The sequence below is a fragment of the Paraburkholderia madseniana genome (assembly GCF_009690905.1).
Taxonomy (GTDB): domain Bacteria; phylum Pseudomonadota; class Gammaproteobacteria; order Burkholderiales; family Burkholderiaceae; genus Paraburkholderia; species Paraburkholderia madseniana.
Genome location: NZ_VOSW01000002.1, coordinates 123,276 through 140,181, shown reverse-complemented (window position 1 = coordinate 140,181; position 16,906 = coordinate 123,276). Strand labels below are relative to the sequence as shown.

17 protein-coding genes are annotated in these 16,906 nt (G+C 62.5%); 6 read left to right on the top strand and 11 right to left on the bottom strand.

Annotated features, from left to right (window positions below):
• Positions 1 to 98 precede the first annotated feature (98 nt).
• Positions 99 to 3,104 (top strand): ribonucleoside-diphosphate reductase subunit alpha, encoded by a 3,006-nt coding sequence (locus tag FSO04_RS02155; RefSeq protein ID WP_154558131.1) that lies wholly within the window; start codon positions 99 to 101, stop codon positions 3,102 to 3,104.
• An 88-nt stretch (positions 3,105 to 3,192) separates the two neighbouring features.
• On the opposite strand, the gene FSO04_RS02150 is transcribed toward FSO04_RS02155, so the two are convergent.
• Positions 3,193 to 3,468, bottom strand: a complete 276-nt coding sequence (locus FSO04_RS02150; protein WP_154558130.1) for a hypothetical protein — start codon at positions 3,466 to 3,468, stop codon at positions 3,193 to 3,195.
• A gap of 339 nt (positions 3,469 to 3,807) precedes the next feature.
• Between FSO04_RS02150 and FSO04_RS02145 the strand changes: the two genes are divergently transcribed.
• The 3 genes from FSO04_RS02145 to FSO04_RS02135 all read left to right on the top strand — a co-directional run bounded on the left by FSO04_RS02145 (position 3,808) and on the right by FSO04_RS02135 (position 6,100).
• Positions 3,808 to 5,043 (top strand): ribonucleotide-diphosphate reductase subunit beta, encoded by a 1,236-nt coding sequence (locus tag FSO04_RS02145; protein WP_054040807.1) that lies wholly within the window; start codon positions 3,808 to 3,810, stop codon positions 5,041 to 5,043.
• Positions 5,044 to 5,128: 85 nt separating this feature from the next.
• Entirely contained in the window at positions 5,129 to 5,455 is a 327-nt protein-coding gene (locus FSO04_RS02140; protein ID WP_093645212.1) for a hypothetical protein, read from the top strand.
• A 30-nt stretch (positions 5,456 to 5,485) separates the two neighbouring features.
• Positions 5,486 to 6,100 (top strand): histone H1-like DNA-binding protein, encoded by a 615-nt coding sequence (locus FSO04_RS02135; protein WP_093645210.1) that lies wholly within the window; start codon positions 5,486 to 5,488, stop codon positions 6,098 to 6,100.
• Positions 6,101 to 6,354: 254 nt separating this feature from the next.
• Here the strand turns inward: FSO04_RS02135 and FSO04_RS02130 are convergent, their stop codons facing one another.
• The 10 genes from FSO04_RS02130 to FSO04_RS02085 all read right to left on the bottom strand — a co-directional run bounded on the left by FSO04_RS02130 (position 6,355) and on the right by FSO04_RS02085 (position 14,670).
• Positions 6,355 to 6,831: an outer membrane lipoprotein gene (locus tag FSO04_RS02130; RefSeq protein WP_054040737.1), complete on the bottom strand. Its 477-nt coding sequence runs from the start codon at positions 6,829 to 6,831 to the stop codon at positions 6,355 to 6,357.
• A gap of 25 nt (positions 6,832 to 6,856) precedes the next feature.
• Positions 6,857 to 7,795: a carbohydrate kinase family protein gene (locus FSO04_RS02125; protein ID WP_154558129.1), complete on the bottom strand. Its 939-nt coding sequence runs from the start codon at positions 7,793 to 7,795 to the stop codon at positions 6,857 to 6,859.
• A 95-nt stretch (positions 7,796 to 7,890) separates the two neighbouring features.
• Positions 7,891 to 8,391: a thiol peroxidase gene (gene tpx / locus FSO04_RS02120; RefSeq protein WP_154558128.1), complete on the bottom strand. Its 501-nt coding sequence runs from the start codon at positions 8,389 to 8,391 to the stop codon at positions 7,891 to 7,893.
• 71 nt (positions 8,392 to 8,462) lie between these two features.
• A complete protein-coding gene (locus FSO04_RS02115) occupies positions 8,463 to 9,809 on the bottom strand; it encodes a zinc-ribbon and DUF3426 domain-containing protein (protein ID WP_154558127.1) in 1,347 nt (448 codons plus the stop codon).
• Between the two features lie 48 nt (positions 9,810 to 9,857).
• A complete protein-coding gene (prmA, locus tag FSO04_RS02110) occupies positions 9,858 to 10,760 on the bottom strand; it encodes a 50S ribosomal protein L11 methyltransferase (RefSeq protein ID WP_154558126.1) in 903 nt (300 codons plus the stop codon).
• Between the two features lie 3 nt (positions 10,761 to 10,763).
• On the bottom strand, positions 10,764 to 12,131 hold the full coding sequence (gene accC / locus FSO04_RS02105) for an acetyl-CoA carboxylase biotin carboxylase subunit (RefSeq protein ID WP_054040733.1): 1,368 nt from the start codon (positions 12,129 to 12,131) through the stop codon (positions 10,764 to 10,766).
• 128 nt (positions 12,132 to 12,259) lie between these two features.
• Positions 12,260 to 12,730 (bottom strand): acetyl-CoA carboxylase biotin carboxyl carrier protein, encoded by a 471-nt coding sequence (accB, locus tag FSO04_RS02100; protein WP_097390440.1) that lies wholly within the window; start codon positions 12,728 to 12,730, stop codon positions 12,260 to 12,262.
• 76 nt (positions 12,731 to 12,806) lie between these two features.
• Positions 12,807 to 13,262: a type II 3-dehydroquinate dehydratase gene (aroQ, locus tag FSO04_RS02095; RefSeq protein WP_154558125.1), complete on the bottom strand. Its 456-nt coding sequence runs from the start codon at positions 13,260 to 13,262 to the stop codon at positions 12,807 to 12,809.
• Positions 13,263 to 13,456: 194 nt separating this feature from the next.
• On the bottom strand, positions 13,457 to 14,005 hold the full coding sequence (locus tag FSO04_RS02090) for a TlpA family protein disulfide reductase (protein WP_154558124.1): 549 nt from the start codon (positions 14,003 to 14,005) through the stop codon (positions 13,457 to 13,459).
• Positions 14,006 to 14,016: 11 nt separating this feature from the next.
• A complete protein-coding gene (locus FSO04_RS02085) occupies positions 14,017 to 14,670 on the bottom strand; it encodes a UDP-N-acetylmuramate--alanine ligase (RefSeq protein WP_154558123.1) in 654 nt (217 codons plus the stop codon).
• A 212-nt stretch (positions 14,671 to 14,882) separates the two neighbouring features.
• Between FSO04_RS02085 and mpl the strand changes: the two genes are divergently transcribed.
• Positions 14,883 to 16,277, top strand: a complete 1,395-nt coding sequence (gene mpl, locus FSO04_RS02080; RefSeq protein WP_154558122.1) for a UDP-N-acetylmuramate:L-alanyl-gamma-D-glutamyl-meso-diaminopimelate ligase — start codon at positions 14,883 to 14,885, stop codon at positions 16,275 to 16,277.
• Positions 16,274 to 16,876, top strand: a complete 603-nt coding sequence (locus FSO04_RS02075; RefSeq protein ID WP_093645190.1) for a YqiA/YcfP family alpha/beta fold hydrolase — start codon at positions 16,274 to 16,276, stop codon at positions 16,874 to 16,876. The genes mpl and FSO04_RS02075 overlap by 4 nt, the downstream gene beginning before the upstream one ends.
• The last annotated feature ends 30 nt before the right edge of the window (positions 16,877 to 16,906 follow it).

The window sequence follows — 16,906 nt, the reverse complement described above, 5'->3', positions numbered from 1 at the left end:
CTTTTTCCTGCACCCCATCGCTTGCGCACGCGGCGGCGCAGCGTTCGTTTTAATCCGCGGTTATCTCCGCAACATTTCCAAGACCAGGAGCTTTGCACATGCAAACCACCGACAACGCGACGACCCGGTACGAGGGTTCACCGGCTGGCCAGGCCTTCGGCCAGACACAAGGCGCCCAGGCGCTCGCGCCGCAAGTGACCTACGCCGACTACAAGGTGATCCGTCGTAACGGCAGCGTGGTGTCGTTCGAGCCGTCGAAAATCGCCATCGCCGTGACGAAGGCATTTCTGGCCGTCAACGGTGGTCAAGGCGCGGCGTCGGCTCGCGTGCGCGAACTGGTCGAGCAACTCACGCAGAATGTGGTGCGTGCGCTCGTGCGCAGCCGTCCGAACGGCGGCACGTTCCATATCGAAGACATCCAGGATCAGGTCGAACTCGCGCTGATGCGCGGCGGCGAACACAACGTCGCGCGTGCGTATGTGCTGTATCGCGAGAAGCGCACCCAGGCGCGCGGTCATGACGACCAGATCGTCGCCAGCACGCCGGGCCTGAACGTCACCGACAACGGCGTGACGCGTCCGCTCGACATGGCTGCGCTGCGCGGCATCATCGAACTGGCCTGCTCGAACCTGGGCGACGCCGTGAGCGCCGATCCGATCATCGCGGAAACGGTCAAGAATCTGTACGACGGCGTGCCGATGAGCCAGGTCTACGACTCGGCAATTCTGGCTGCCCGCACGATGATCGAAAAAGACCCGGCTTATAGCCAGGTCACCGCACGCATCCTGCTGCACACGATCCGCCGCGAGATCCTCGAAGAGGAAGTCACGCAAACGGAAATGGGCGAACGCTACGCCGAGTACTTCCCGCAATTCATCAAGCGCGGCGTGCAAGCCGAGCTGCTCGACGACAAGCTGCTGCAGTTCGACCTGAAGCGCCTCGGCGCCGCACTCGACAACAACCGCGACCTGCAGTTCGGCTACCTCGGTCTGCAAACGCTGTACGACCGCTACTTCCTGCATCACGACGGCGTGCGCATCGAAATGCCGCAGGCATTCTTTATGCGTGTGGCGATGGGTCTGTCGCTGAACGAGATCGACCGCGAAGCGCGCGCGATCGAGTTTTACAAGGTGCTGTCGAGCTTCGACTTCATGTCGTCCACGCCCACTTTGTTCAACTCGGGTACCCGCCGCTCGCAACTGTCGTCGTGCTACCTGACGACGGTCGACGACGACCTCGACGGCATCTACGAAGCGCTGAAGGAAAACGCGCTGCTGTCGAAATTCGCCGGCGGTCTGGGCAACGACTGGACGCGCGTGCGTGCTCTGGGTTCGCACATCAAGGGCACCAATGGCAAGTCGCAAGGCGTCGTGCCGTTCCTGAAGGTCGTCAACGACACGGCTGTCGCTGTGAACCAGGGCGGCAAGCGCAAGGGCGCGGTCTGCGCGTACCTGGAAACGTGGCACCTGGACATCGAAGAATTCCTCGAGCTGCGTAAGAACACCGGCGACGATCGTCGCCGCACCCACGACATGAACACGGCGAACTGGATTCCCGACCTGTTCATGAAGCGCGTGCACGAAGGCGGCGACTGGACGCTGTTCTCGCCGTCCACCTGCCCGGACCTGCACGACAAGTTCGGCGCCGAATTCGAAACGGCTTACACGGCTTACGAAGACAAGGTTGCGCGCGGCGAGATCAAGCTGTTCAAGAAGATCCCGGCGGCGCAACTGTGGCGCAAGATGCTGGGCATGCTGTTCGAAACCGGCCACCCGTGGATCACGTTCAAGGATCCGTGCAATGTGCGTTCGCCGCAACAGCACGTCGGTGTCGTCCACTCGTCGAACCTGTGCACGGAAATCACGCTGAACACCAGCGACGCCGAAATCGCCGTCTGCAACCTGGGCTCCGTGAACCTCGTCGCTCACCTGAAGGAACAGGCCGACGGCACCCTGGCGCTCGACCACGACAAGCTGAAGCGCACCGTCAGCGTCGCGATGCGCATGCTCGACAACGTGATCGACATCAATTACTACGCAGTCGCCAAGGCGCGTAACTCGAACCTGAAGCACCGTCCGGTCGGCATGGGCATCATGGGCTTCCAGGACTGCCTGCACCTGCTGCGCACGCCGTACGCGTCGCAAGAGGCGGTTGCGTTCGCCGATACGTCGATGGAAGCGGTCTGCTACTACGCTTACTACGCGTCGACGGAACTGGCGCAGGAACGCGGCCGTTACTCCAGCTACCGCGGCTCGCTGTGGGATCGCGGCATCCTGCCGCAAGACTCGGTGAAGCTGCTGGCCGAAGCGCGTGGCGGTTACGTTGAAGTCGATTCGAGCGAATCGATGGACTGGACCGAACTGCGTTCGCGCATCGCCACCTACGGCATGCGCAACTCGAACTGCGTCGCCATCGCACCGACGGCGACCATCTCGAACATCATCGGCGTGTCGGCCTGTATCGAACCGACGTTCCAGAACCTGTATGTGAAGTCGAATCTGTCGGGCGAATTCACGGTGGTCAACGACTACCTGGTGCGCGACCTGAAGGAACGCGGTCTGTGGGACGAAGTCATGGTCGCCGACCTGAAGTACTTCGACGGCACGCTGTCGCGCATCGACCGCATCCCGGCCGACCTGCGCGCGATCTACGCGACCGCGTTCGAACTCGACCCGGTGTGGCTGGTCGAGGCGGCTTCGCGTCGCCAGAAGTGGATCGACCAGGCCCAGTCGCTGAACATTTACATGGGCGGCGCGTCGGGCAAGAAGCTCGACGAGATCTACAAGCTCGCATGGGTACGCGGTCTGAAGACGACCTACTACCTCCGCACGATGGCGGCGACGCACGTCGAGAAGTCGACGGTGGCGCACGGCGCGCTGAACGCGGTGAGCTCGGGTGGCGGCGAAGGATCGGGCGGTGCGGGTGGTGTCGGCGGCGGCGCGGCCGGCGGCTTCGGCGCGAGCGGCGGTGCAGCTTCGGGCGGCATCCAGGTCGCGGCGGCAGCGCCGGCAGTTGCGGTCGAAGCAGCGCCGGAAGCAGATGGTCCGGTGTGCATGATGCGTCCGGGCGATCCTGGTTTCGACGAGTGCGAGGCTTGCCAGTAAGAAGCCTGGCAACTGCCGGGCAAGCACGAAGCAGGCGGAAGGATCGCCGCCTGGCTAAGGGTTGTAGGTAAAGACCCGAATGCAGCGATCAGCAAGCCTCATAGAAGTGATGCATAAGTGAAGTAGACGAGCGGCGCAGCGAAACGAAATCGACGTTGCGCCGCTCGTCGAAAAGCAGCGAAGCACGGCAAGCAACTGAAGTCGTGAAGCGGCAGGCGAACAGCAGGCAAGCGGTAAGCAAGTAGTAGATGAAGCAGACAGCAGTCGGCAGCACAGACGAAGCGCTCGACATGAAGCGCTCAGCAAACGCCCCGGTCGAAGCTCGATCGACACAGCCGGCCAGATGCATCGCTCGACATTGCATTGAACTTCACCTCGCCGGCACTGACGAACAGGCAACCACGGGACAGCCGGAACGTCAGCACGAGGCAGCAGGAAGCAATCGCAAAACGCTGCAAGCACGCTCCGCAATACAGATAGATAGAGCAGCGAAACGTCGCTTTAACACGTTGCTCTTCGAGCTCGCGAAGCACCTCGACGACACACGTTCAACACGCTTCACATGAGGCGACACACACAGTCTGTTGAACAAAGTGTTGTATGAACGTAGCAACGCGAATCGAAAACAGGATTTTTCATCAGCGAACTCTTTTATCGCTCGTGAAAAGATGGTACAAACCGTTCTAAATTGATGGTGACATTTATGCTCAACTGGGATGACGAGATCACTGCCGTAACTCCCTCGAGCGCTACGCAACAGAATGTGTTGCGCAACGCTGCGGGATCGGCTGTCGGTTCGCAAGTCGGAACGCGTTCCGCTCCTCACGCTCCCTCGGCTCAAGACATCTTCGCGAACGACATCGCAGTCGCTCCCGTCGCTCATGTGACCCACGCTGCTACCGGAACGGCTGCCGCCTCCGAAGCGCGAGTCAATGTCGCCGACAAACGCATCATCAACGGCCAGACCGACGTCAATCAGTTAGTGCCGTTCAAATACAAGTGGGCCTGGGAAAAGTATCTGGCTGGTTGCGCCAACCACTGGATGCCGCAAGAAGTGAACATGTCGCGCGACATCGCCCTCTGGAAAGACCCGAACGGGCTGACCGAAGACGAGCGCCGCATCGTCAAGCGCAACCTGGGCTTCTTCGTGACGGCAGATTCTCTGGCCGCCAACAACATCGTGCTGGGCACCTACCGCCACATCACGGCGCCCGAATGCCGCCAGTTCCTGCTGCGCCAGGCGTTCGAAGAGGCGATCCACACGCACGCTTACCAGTACATCGTCGAGTCCCTGGGTCTCGACGAAGGCGAAATCTTCAACGCGTATCACGAGGTTTCCTCGATCCGCGCGAAAGACGAATTCCTGATTCCGTTCATCCATACGCTGACCGACCCGGCCTTCAAGACCGGCACGCTCGAGGCAGACCAGACCCTGCTGCGCTCGCTGATCGTGTTCGCCTGTGTGATGGAGGGCCTGTTCTTCTACGTCGGCTTTACGCAAATCCTGGCGCTGGGCCGCCAGAACAAGATGACCGGCGCGGCGGAACAGTACCAATACATCCTGCGCGACGAGTCGATGCACTGCAATTTCGGCATCGACCTGATCAACCAGATCAAACTCGAAAACCCGCAACTCTGGACGGCTGAGTTCCGCGCGGAAATCCGCGAGATCTTCCAGCAAGCGGTCGAACTTGAATATCGTTACGCAGAAGATACGATGCCGCGCGGGGTGCTCGGCCTCAATGCGTCGATGTTCAAGAGCTATCTGCGTTTCATCTGCAACCGCCGTTGCCAGCAGATCGGTCTCGATCCGCTGTACCCGAACGAGGAAAACCCGTTCCCGTGGATGAGCGAGATGATCGACCTGAAGAAGGAACGCAACTTCTTCGAGACGCGAGTGATCGAATATCAGACTGGCGGCGCGCTGACCTGGGAGTGATCCGGGTTCGTGTCGCAGATGCATTCATTTTGGGGATGCCGGCAGGCTTCGGCCGCGGCAATTTAGTTAGGAGCAGAACCGCCTGATGCAAATTGTGCCCAGTGCGCCGCGTGCCTTCGCGGCCCACAAACATGACTGGCACTTTGCGAACCCTTCAGTGGGATGGGCAAACTTCCCCCCGGAAAAAGCCGCTGGCGTCGCCGCCAGCGGCCCGATCAAGCAATTGCCGGCGTTGAGATCCAGCGCCGACCAGATCTGGCGCGCGGTGCCCAAGGGCACGGCGCGCCTTACCGCATTCATTAGCGTAAGCGCGCAGCACCTGCGTACGCCGATGAATAGCCCGCTTCGTAGCGCGCGCCCTGAGAAGCGTCCGCGGGAAGCGGGTTTTGACGAAGGGTGTAGTTTGAACTGACTCTCATCTGAAAACCTGAAGGAGAAAATGATGGCAACTATCAAGAAAGCAGCAGCTAAGAAACCCGCAGCTAAGAAAGCTGCTCCGGCAAAGAAGGCTGCTCCGGCGAAAAAAGTCGCTGCTAAGAAAGTCGCAGTGAAGAAGGTTGCAGCGAAGAAGGCTGCTCCGGCGAAGAAAGTCGCTGCTAAGAAAGTCGCAGTGAAGAAGGTTGCAGCGAAGAAGGCACCGGCAAAGAAGGCGGCGCCGGCTAAGAAGGCAGCAGTGAAGAAGGTTGCAGCAAAGAAGGCAGCACCGGCGAAGAAGGCTGCAGCAAAGAAGGCGCCGGCTAAGAAGGCTGCTGCCAAGAAGGCTGCGCCTGCCAAGAAGGCTGCTGCCAAGAAAGCTGCGCCTGCTAAGAAGGCTGCCGCCAAGAAGGCTGCGCCTGCGAAAAAGGCTGCCGCTAAAAAGGCTGCGCCTGCCAAGAAGGCTGCCGCGAAGAAGGCCGCTGCTCCTGCCAAGAAGGCTGCCCCTGCGAAGAAGGCTGTCGCCAAGAAGGCTGCTCCTGCTCCCGCTGCGACTTCTGTCTCGAGCGCACCGGCGGCGACGGTGAAGACCGCGCTGAACCCGGCAGCGGCATGGCCGTTCCCGACGGGCAGCCGTCCGTAAGCGGTAGAAGTACTTCGACACGTCGTACTGTGTGTCGATGATCGAGTAGCGCTTGAAGCAACATCACCGAGCGCTACTCGGTCAGGGTCCCGTTGCCGGGTTTCTGGCGACGGGATTTTTTTTGCTCGGGCGAAGGCGCCGGTTTTGAGAAACGAGTGCAAAACCCGCAGGCGAAAAAAAAACGCATGCACAGAGGGCATGCGTTTGAGGTCGTCGCGGCGGCGCGTGAAGCGCGACCGCACGAGAGGGGAAACTTAGTGCGTGACGCGCGTGACGCCGCCGCTGGAAAGCAGACGGACGCGCTCGCCGGCGCGGAAGATTTCGCCGGTGGCGCTTTGGGTGATCGCGCGCATGTCGCCGTTATCGAGTCGCACGGTGATCTCGAGGCCGTCGTGCACCGCGACGCCGTTCTCGACTGCATTGCCTGCCACTGCGCCAGCCAGGCCGCCGATGATGCCCGTCACGATCGAGCCGCGACCGCCGCCGATCGCGCTGCCGGCCACCGCGCCCAACGCACCGCCGCCGATCGCACCCAGGCCGCTCGGCTGGCCGTTGTTCGAACTGATCTTCACGGCCCGAACGCTGTCGACCGTGCCCATGCGGACCGTCTCTTCGCGCTGTGCCTGCGACGCGGTGTAGACGTCGGCAGAACTGCTGTTGTACGCACACCCCGACATGGCCAGCGAACCGGCAATCAAGGCGGCCACTACCAGACGACTCGTTGTTCTCATTCCCTAACTCCAATAGCTTGCGGCATTACTGCAGGTCGTATCCGAACGCCTGCTTGAACCGTTCGTTGATCTCCGCCCGGTTGGGCGCGTAGTTTTGCGGGCCCTGGTGTTCGATCTTCAGCGCGCCCATCAGGCTCGCCAGACGCCCGGTGGTCGCCCAGCCCAGCTTGTTCTCGATGCCATACAGCAGGCCGCCGCGGAACGCGTCGCCACAGCCCGTAGGATCGAGCACCTGCTGTGCCTTGACCGCCGGAATGGCTTCGATGCCGCCGGCGTGATGGATCTGCGCGCCTTGTTCGCCGAGCGTGACAATCAGCGCTTCGATCTTGCCGGCGATCTCTTCGATCGACCAACCCGTTTTATTGCTCACCAGTTTGGCTTCGTAATCGTTGACAGCTACGTAAGTAGCAAGTTCAATCATGCGGCGTAGCGACTCACCGTCGAACAGCGGCAAACCTTGACCCGGATCGAAGATAAACGGCACGCCGGCCGCTGCCAGGTGCTCGGAATGCTGGATCATGGCGTCGTAACCATCCGGTCCGACGATGCCGAGTGTGATGCCCTTCGCTTCGTCGGCACGGTTCAGATGCGCCTGCATCATCGCGCCCGGGTGGAACGCCGTGATCTGGTTGTTTTCGAGGTCGGTGGTGATCATCGCCTGGGCCGAGTACGTGTCCGGCACCACCAGGACGTTTTCCGTCGAGAGGCCGAGCTGCTTGAAGCGGTCCATGTAGAGCTGCGCGTCGACCGCGCCAAGCGCGCCCATGATGCGCGCGTTGCCACCGAGTAGATGCAGCGAGTAGGCGATATTGCCCGCGCAGCCGCCGAACTCACGGCGCATCGTCGGCACGAGGAAGCTCACGTTCAGGATGTGGACCTGCTCCGGCAGGATGTGCTCCCGAAAGCGGCCTTCGAAGGTCATGATGTTGTCGTAGGCGAGCGAACCGCAAATCAGCGTAGCCAAGGCGAGCGTTCCTGTAAAAATCGATAAAGAGAATGGCGCGACGACGTGACAGCGCCGCGCATGAAGCGCGGCGCCGGGGTTCGTGCGCGAAGGTTTTACTTCAGCGCGGCAAGCGCTGCGTCGTAGTTCGGTTCGTTCTTGATTTCGCCGACCAGCTCAGCGTGCACGACCTTGTCGTTCTCGTCGAGGACCACCACGGCGCGTGCCGTCAGACCCGTTAGCGGGCCGCTCGTGACGTCGACGCCATAGGCTTGCGCGAACTCATGGCCGCGGAACGTGGACGCCGTCACGACGTTCTCGATGCCTTCGGTCGTGCAGAAACGCGATGCGGCGAACGGCAGGTCGCCCGACACGACGATCACAGCCGTGTTGCTCAGCTTGGCTGCTGCCTCGTTGAACTTGCGGGTCGACGTGGCGCAGGTCGGCGTGTCGAGGCTCGGGACGATGTTCAGCACCTTGCGCTTGCCGGCAAAGTCGGCCAGCGACAGGGGCTTCAGATCCTTGCCGACCAGCGAGAAGGCGGGGGCAGTCTGGCCCGCGCTCGGGAACGTGCCGGCTACTTCGATCGGGTTGCCACCCAGCGTAACTTGACTCATGTTGTCGTGCTCCGAAAATTCGTCAGTAATGACGGTGAACACGCCCGGTCAGTGCCGGGCGCGAGGATGCGTTACGGATAAAAAATCTGTACGCGGAAATTGGACGCGACCGCATTGCCCGTGTCGAGATGCACGATCATGGTCTGGGTCGTGTGCGCCGGCAATCCGGCCGCGATCGGCGTGCCGGGTGCGACGTAGTCTTGCGGCCACAGCACGCGGCGCACGGCGACATTGTTCTGGTCGTCGAGCAGCGTGAGTTCGATGGCCGGGTAGGCCAGCGCAACATTGGCGCGGTTGCGCAGCGGCATCTTCAGTTCGAGCTTGTGCGGGCCGTCGATCTGCCGCAGGTCGGATGGTTCGACCTGCAAACCGTCGATGTCGTGCGGCGGCGTGATCTGGCAGCCGAGCTGCGCGCAGGCCTTTACGTAGAGCGTCTGCGAACGTGGGAAGTAGACCTGCATGGTTTCACGCTGCCACCAGGCGAGTTGCGCGAGCAGGGCGATAACCAGTAGCGCGGCGACCACCGAGCCGAAGATGATCCAGCCGAGGCGGCGCGGTTCGGCCGGACGTGTTTCGCGTACCACCGGGAAGGGATCGACGCCGTCATGCACCGGCTGGACCGCGAAGGGTTCGCCGCTCGATCCAAAGGTGGCTGGACCTGGACCTGAGCCACCGCCCGCGGCGGCGGCACCCAGTCCGGCTGCCGCAGCTACGCCTGCAGCGCCTAAGCCGGCCCCACCTGAGGCGGCCCCACCTAAGCCGGCCGCACCGAAATGCGGTTCATTGTCAGGAATGCCATGCAAGCTGGCCGGTTCGTGCAAAACCGGCTCGTCAGCATCAGCGAGATGTTCAGAAGGACGCTCGGTCTTGTGCCAGACGCGCGGCGCTGCGTCCGCAGACGGATTGGCCTCGTAAGCGAAAGGCTCACGCGGCAGGTCCGGGGGCGCCTCGGCCTCGTGGGCAACGGGTTCGAGCGGCGCGTTCGCGAGACTGGGTTCGTGGTCGGCAGCAATCGGCGCGGTGAAGGCGCTCGCCGGCAGTTCCGGCTCGGTAGCGTGGCGCGGCGTGACCGCGACGCCTGCACCGGTGGAAATCGGCGTGAGCGGCAGGTTGCTGGCGTTGTGAAGCAGGCGGTTGTCGATCGCGGCGTCGGGCGCCGGTGCCCACGGATCCCATGCTTCAGCACTGAAATCGGGGCCCTTGGGGCGTACGCCGGACAAAGCCTCGATCGCCGCAGCCGCGGCAACCGGCTTGGCGGTGGAGAAGTCGCCGTCCTCGTTCAGTTCGAACAGGCTGCTCGATGCGTCAAATACTTCATGGCACTGCCCGCAACGCACGAGGCCGCGGCGCAGCGCGAGCTGCGCCGGTTGCAGGCGGAAGACGGTTTCGCAGAAGGGGCAACGCGTCGCCAGGAGCATATTGAGCCGGTAAGCCGAAAGGCCGTTGGTTGGACAATACGCCTTATTCTAATGGCTTTCGCGGCGCGTTCCCGTCAGGCATACCCAACCTTCGTGTTCGCGCCATACGCCGATGTCGATCCATCGCGAATAGACCCGCGCCACTTCGTCCGCCTGGCGCGCCAGAATGCCTGACAGCGCGATCCGGCCGCCCGGCTTGACCTTCGACGACAGCATCGAGGCCATCAGCTTGAGCGGGTTGGACAGGATGTTGGCGACCACGATATCGAACTCGCCGGTGGGGCATTCGTCAGGCAAACCGTACGTGACTTCCGCCCGGTTGCGCTCGCTGTTGTGACGGGCCGATTCGACCGCCTGCGGGTCGATATCGATGCCGTACACCGGGTTGGCGCCGCACTTCTTCGCGAGGATTGCAAGGATGCCCGAGCCGCAGCCGTAGTCGAGCACGGATTGCTCCGCCTTCACCGACTGCTCCAGCCATTCCATGCACAGACGCGTAGTGGGGTGGCTGCCGGTACCGAATGCGAGGCCCGGATCGAGTTCCAGCACGAGTGCGTCAGGGTCCGGTGCGTCGTGCCACGAGGGCACCACCCAGATGCGCTCGCCGATCGAAATCGGATCGAATTGCGACTGTGTGAGACGCACCCAATCCTGCTCTTCGACTTCACGCACGGTAAACGATGGCGCGCTTTCCAGTCCCACCTCATTGGCCGCCGCCGCGAGCAGCACACCCGGCTCCTGTTCCGGCGCGAGCAGTGCGATCACGCGCGAACGCTGCCACGCCGTGCGATCCGGCGTGAGACCGGGTTCGCCGAACAGCGGCTGCTCGTCGGGCGTGTCGGCGTCCGCATCTTCGACCGATACGGACAGCGCACCCAACTCGAGCAGCGCGTCGGAGAACTCCTCCGCGTGCTCGCGTGCCAGCTCGGCGATCAGTTCCCGGTAGCTCATGACTTACGCTTCTTCCGGCGCGGCCTGCTGCTTCGCGGCCAACCGGTTTTCGAGGTAGTGAATGCTGGTGCCGCCTTCCACGAACTTCGCGTCCAGCATCAGCTCGCGGTGCAGCGGGATGTTGGTCTGAATGCCTTCCACCACCATTTCCGACAGCGCGATGCGCATCCGCTTGATCGCCTGCTCGCGCGTCGCGCCATAAGCTATCAGCTTGCCGATCATCGAATCATAGTTCGGCGGCACGAAATAGCCATTGTAGGCGTGCGAATCGACGCGGATGCCGGGACCGCCCGGCATATGCCACGACGTCAAACGTCCCGGCGACGGCGTGAACTTGAACGGATCTTCCGCGTTGATCCGGCATTCGATCGCATGACCCTTGAACACGATGTCGCGCTGACGGAACGCGAGCTTCTCGCCCGCTGCGATGCGAATCTGTTCCTGCACGATGTCAACGCCGGTGATCAGCTCGGTCACCGGATGCTCGACCTGCACGCGCGTGTTCATCTCGATGAAGTAAAACTCGCCGTTTTCGTACAGGAATTCGAACGTACCCGCGCCAAGATAGCCCATCTTCTTGCAGGCGTCCGCGCAGCGATCGCCGATGCGGTCGATCAGGCGGCGCGCGATACCGGGCGCCGGCGCTTCTTCGATCACCTTCTGGTGACGGCGCTGCATCGAGCAATCGCGCTCGCCGAGCCAGACTGCGTTCTTGAACGAGTCGGACAGGATCTGAATTTCGATGTGCCGCGGGTTCTCCAGGAATTTCTCCATGTAGACCTGCGGGTTGCCGAAGGCACGGCCGGCTTCCTCGCGCGTCATGTTGACCGCGTTGACCAGCGCCGCTTCGGTGTGGACCACGCGCATGCCGCGGCCACCGCCGCCGCCGGCGGCCTTGATGATCACCGGGTAGCCGACCTGGCGGGCAATTTTCACGATCTCTTTCGGATCTTCCGGCAACGCGCCTTCAGAACCCGGCACGCAGGGCACGCCGGTCTTGATCATGGTTTGCTTGGCGGTCACCTTGTCGCCCATCATCCGGATCGTTTCCGGGCGCGGGCCGATAAAGGTGAAGCCGGACTGCTCGACGCGCTCGGCGAAGTCGGCGTTTTCCGACAGGAAGCCGTAGCCGGGGTGGATCGCTTCGGCGTCCGTCACTTCTGCCGCGCTGATCAGCGCCGGCATGTTCAGGTAGCTCAGATTCGAAGGCGCCGGGCCGATACAGACCGCCTCGTCGGCGAGCTTCACGTACTTGGCTTCCTTGTCGGCTTCCGAATAGACGACGACCGTCTTGACGCCGAGTTCGCGGCAGGCGCGCTGGATACGAAGCGCGATCTCGCCGCGATTGGCAATGAGAATTTTTTCAAACATAGCGGATTTTCGACTCATCAATGGGCGCCCGGTTGATCACAACACAGGCTGCCTCAGAGGATCGGTCGCGCGCCTTGGACAGCAGACGCGCGGGCGGCAGGCGCAAAAAAAGCGCAAAGCGTGCCGCGTTAGCCGACCACGAACAACGGTTGGCCGTACTCGACCGCCTGGCCGTTTTCGACGAGGATTTCCTTCACCACGCCGGACTTGTCCGACTCGATTTCGTTGAGCAACTTCATCGCTTCGATGATGCAGATCGTCTGGCCTTCCTTGACCGTGTCGCCCACCTGGACGAACGGATCGGCGCCCGGCGACGGCGCGCGGTAGAAGGTGCCGACCATCGGCGAGGTCACCACGTGGCCTTGCGGCGCGACGGCGGCCGGCGTAGCCGGGGCGCCCGCTGCGGCAGCCGGTGCTTCGCCGCCCGGCAGCGGTACCGGCTGGGCATATTGCGGAGCATACGAAGCGGACGGTTGCACGTAAACCGGCGGCGCATTCTTGACGATGCGGACCTTGCCTTCGCCTTCAGTCACTTCGAGTTCGGAAATACCGGACTCCGAGACGAGGTCGATCAGAGTTTTAAGTTTACGTAGATCCATCAGGAAGCCCCTTTCAATGCGTAAAGTGCCGGCGCGTGCAATCGCAGTACCCGGCTTAAATTGGACGTGTTTGGAATCAGCCGCGCGACGAGCCGGCCGACAGCCGGTCGAGCGCGAATTCGAGCGCGTACATATATCCCTTCCAGCCGAGGCCGCAAATCACGCCTTCAGCCTGGTCGGAGAAATACGAGTGATGCCGGAACGGTTCGCGGCGATGTACGTTCGACAGATGAATCTCGACGAACGGGATGCCGACCCCCGCCAGTGCGTCCCGAATGGCCACGCTGGTGTGCGTGTACGCGGCGGGATTGATTAGTATGAAATCGGTTTTTTCAGTCCGGGCGGATTGGATGCGATCGACGAGAGCGCCTTCATGATTGCTCTGGAAGGATGCGAGGTCGACGCCCGCGTCCGCTGCGCGGTCCGCGAGTGCCTGATCGATCTGCGGCAGCGTTACTCGACCATAAACCTCGGGTTCCCGGGTGCCGAGAAGGTTGAGGTTGGGGCCGTGCAGTACCAGCAGTCGCGTCATGGTCGCTTCTTTTTCCGTGGAATTGGGCGCACTTTAGCGCTGATTAGAGAAACTTGTCTAGTTTCCTGCGCGTTGGAAACGATCCCGGCGACCTTTCGCCGCCTCTCCGGGCGCCCATCTTCTCCCAAATTTGAGCGATTTGCGCGTAATTTCGCGCCTTTTGCCCCGATCTGATCGTCAAAAGAATGTGAAATTTAGAGCGCGTCGAGCGTCTGTTTCAGCGCTTGCGGGTCGATTTGGCCTAATTTTGTCGAACGAATGTTGCCTTTTGCGTCAATGACGACGGTAAAGGGCAGGCCACCGGCGGTGTTGCCAAACGCGCGCGCGAGGTCGGCGCCGCCGAATCCGGTCACGTAGATCGGATAGGCTACTTTCACCTTCTGCAGGAACGCCTGAACGTTTTTATCCGAATCGACGCCAAGTCCTACGAACTGGATCCCTTTCTTTGCATATTCGCGTTGAAGTTGCGAAAGAGCGGGCATTTCCTCGACGCACGGTCCGCACCACGACGCCCAGAAGTTGACGACGATTGGGTGGCCTTTAAGCAAACTTAGCGATTGCGGCTTGCCGTCGACATTCGTGACGGGCGCGGTCCAAAGTTGCTCGACTGCGCTTTGCGTGGAACCGGGCTGCGCCGCGTGGGCGACTTCCGGGGCGCCGTTCAGCAAGTGATTGGCCAGCACCCCGCCACCCGCAGCGGCGATCGCGACAAGCGCGCCTGCCAGAATCCGTGTCGTATTCATTCCAGGTCTGTCTAATTAGTTGAAGAGGTGACGTTGCTGCTGTCGAGCAGCGCCTGAACGGCCTGCTGATTCGCCCGGGCCGTGCGGCCGCGCGCGTCGGCCCGAACCGCGCCGCGCAAGTCGTCCGTTTCGTACAGGGCGACGTGGATGCCGGTCGGCTCCGCATCGCGCCCTTCGTTTGTGGGGCGCCAGAGGAAGCTCAGCGTCTCGACGTAACCGCGGCCGGCAAAATGCCGCGTCTCCGAAACGTCGTACTGGATGTTGGCGTTCAGAAAGTAGATCGCGACTTCTTTCGGGTTGTCGCAGAACACCTGCAGGTGAATATCCGAGTGTTCACCCGCTGTGCCGCCGAGCACCGCGCCGGTCAGATAGGGATTGAACGGCGCAAGCCGCTCCATCCAGTCGATCGCGATACGGCGCAGCCGCCGCAACAGCGCCGGCTGGCTGTCACCCTGGAAAAGCGACTGATATTCACGGATTTCTTCTTCAATCTGGTCGTTATCCGGCAGCCATTCGCCGGCAACACGGCTCTCGCCGACTACCTGCCGTGCCGCTTTACGCTTGGCCGTTGCGTAGTCCAGACCGTCTTCAGCGATCATCCGGGCAGCCGCAATGGCGATTTCCTCGCGCACGCGCTGCGGATCGAAATGTGATTTGCGAACCATCTCTCAATCATACTAGAGATTGATGGCAGCCCTTTCTGGGCGGTTCATGCCGGGCATTTTGCGGGGGCGGGGCGGGCAGCCATCCTGGCGGCCCCGTTCGTAGGGCGATTCGGAGGCGTCGGTTACAATAGCGTCCTTTGCGGACGGTCGTTTCGACCGCTCTTCTGCACTCCCATCCCTCGCAAAATACGCCCGCGCGGCACGACAGGCTTATGCACATCCACATCCTCGGTATCTGCGGCACGTTCATGGGCGGACTCGCGGTCCTCGCGCGCGCCGCGGGCCACACCGTGACGGGCTGCGACGCCGGCGTCTATCCGCCGATGAGCACGCAGCTCGAGGCGCAAGGCATTCGTCTGATTGAAGGCTATGACGCCGAGCAGTTGAACGGCCTCAACGCCGACCTGTTCGTGATCGGCAATGTGGTCTCGCGCGGCAACACGCTCATGGAAGCGATTCTCGATCGCGGCCTGCCTTACGTCTCCGGTCCGCAGTGGCTCGGCGAGCATGTGCTGAACGGCAAGTGGGTGCTGGCGGTGGCCGGCACGCACGGCAAGACCACCACCAGTTCGATGCTGACCTGGCTGCTCGAAGACGCGGGTCTTAATCCGGGCTTCCTGATCGGCGGCGTGCCGCTGAACTTCGGCGTGTCGGCGCGGCTGACCGATTCGAGCTTCTTCGTGATCGAAGCCGACGAATACGACACGGCCTTCTTCGACAAGCGCTCGAAGTTCGTCCACTACCGGCCGAAAACCGCGGTCCTGAACAACCTCGAGTTCGATCACGCCGACATTTTCCCGGATCTGGCGGCGATCGAAACGCAGTTCCATCACCTGATCCGCACGGTGCCGGGCATTGGCCGTATCGTCACGAACGGTCGTGAAGACGCGCTGGAGCGCGTGCTGACGCGCGGTTGCTGGAGCGAAGTCGAACGGTTCGGCGTGCAAGGCGGCTGGGAAACCTTGCCGGCGGAAGACGGCGTGCCGGTCGACGAGCGTTTCGCCGTGTATCACAACAGTGAGCGCGTCGGCGTGGTCGATTGGCAGGTGCAGGGCGAACACAACCGCATGAACGCGCTTGCTGCGATCGCCGCCGCGCGCCATGTCGGCGTGCCGCCGGCGCAAGCCGCGAAGTCGCTGGCGAGCTTCCGGAATGTGAAGCGCCGTATGGAAGTGCGCGGAAGCGTCGACGGCGTGACCGTCTACGACGATTTCGCGCACCACCCCACGGCGATCGAAACCACGGTGGCCGGACTGCGTGCACGCGTCGGCCATGAAAACACACGAATTCTGGCCGTGCTGGAGCCGCGCTCGAACACCATGAAGCTCGGCGTGATGAAAGCGCAACTGCCGGCGAGTCTGGCCGATGCGGATCTCGTGTTCGGCTACGGCGCGCCCGCTGGCCGCGACGCACTCGGCTGGGATCTCGGCGAAGCGCTCGCGCCCCTCGACGGCAAAGCGCAGGCTTTCGACAATCTCGACGCGCTGGTCAAGGCGGTGGTTCACGCAGCGCGCCCCGGCGACCAGATTCTGGTGATGAGCAACGGCGGCTTCGGCGGCGTGCATCAGAAGCTGCTCGACGCACTTTCCGCGCGAGGGGCTTCGTGATCCTTTATCTGCACGGTTTCCGCTCGTCACCTAATTCGTTCAAGGCGCGCGTGCTGGCGGCGCGCCTCGTCGAACTCGGCCGCAGCGACGAATGGTGCTGTCCGATGCTGCCGGTCTCGCCGTTCGAGACCGTGGCGCTCGCCGAATCGCTGGTGGCGGCCGCGAAGCCGAAAGACGTCACGGTGATCGGCAGTTCGCTCGGCGGCTACTTCGCCACGCATCTTGCCGAGAAGCACGGCTGGCCGGCGGTGCTGCTGAACCCGGCGGTCGTGCCGCAGCGTGACCTGAGCGCCTATCTCGGCGAGCAGCCGCTGTGGCACGGCGGCGGCAGCATCACGGTCGAGCCACATCATCTGGACGAGCTGCGCGCGCTCGGCGTCGCGTCGATCACGCGGCCCGAACGCTATTATTTGATGGCCGCCACCGGCGACGAAGTGCTCGATTACCGCGAAATGCTCGCGCACTATCCGGGCGCGCGCACTACGCTGATCCAAGGGAGTGACCACGCAATCAGCGAATTCGCGCAATACGTCGACGAGGTGCTGGCCTTTTGCGATGCCGAAGACGTCGAGCCGCCGGCGCCGCGCGAAGCCGCCTGAGCGTGGCGACGATCCCGCAGCGAGGCCGCT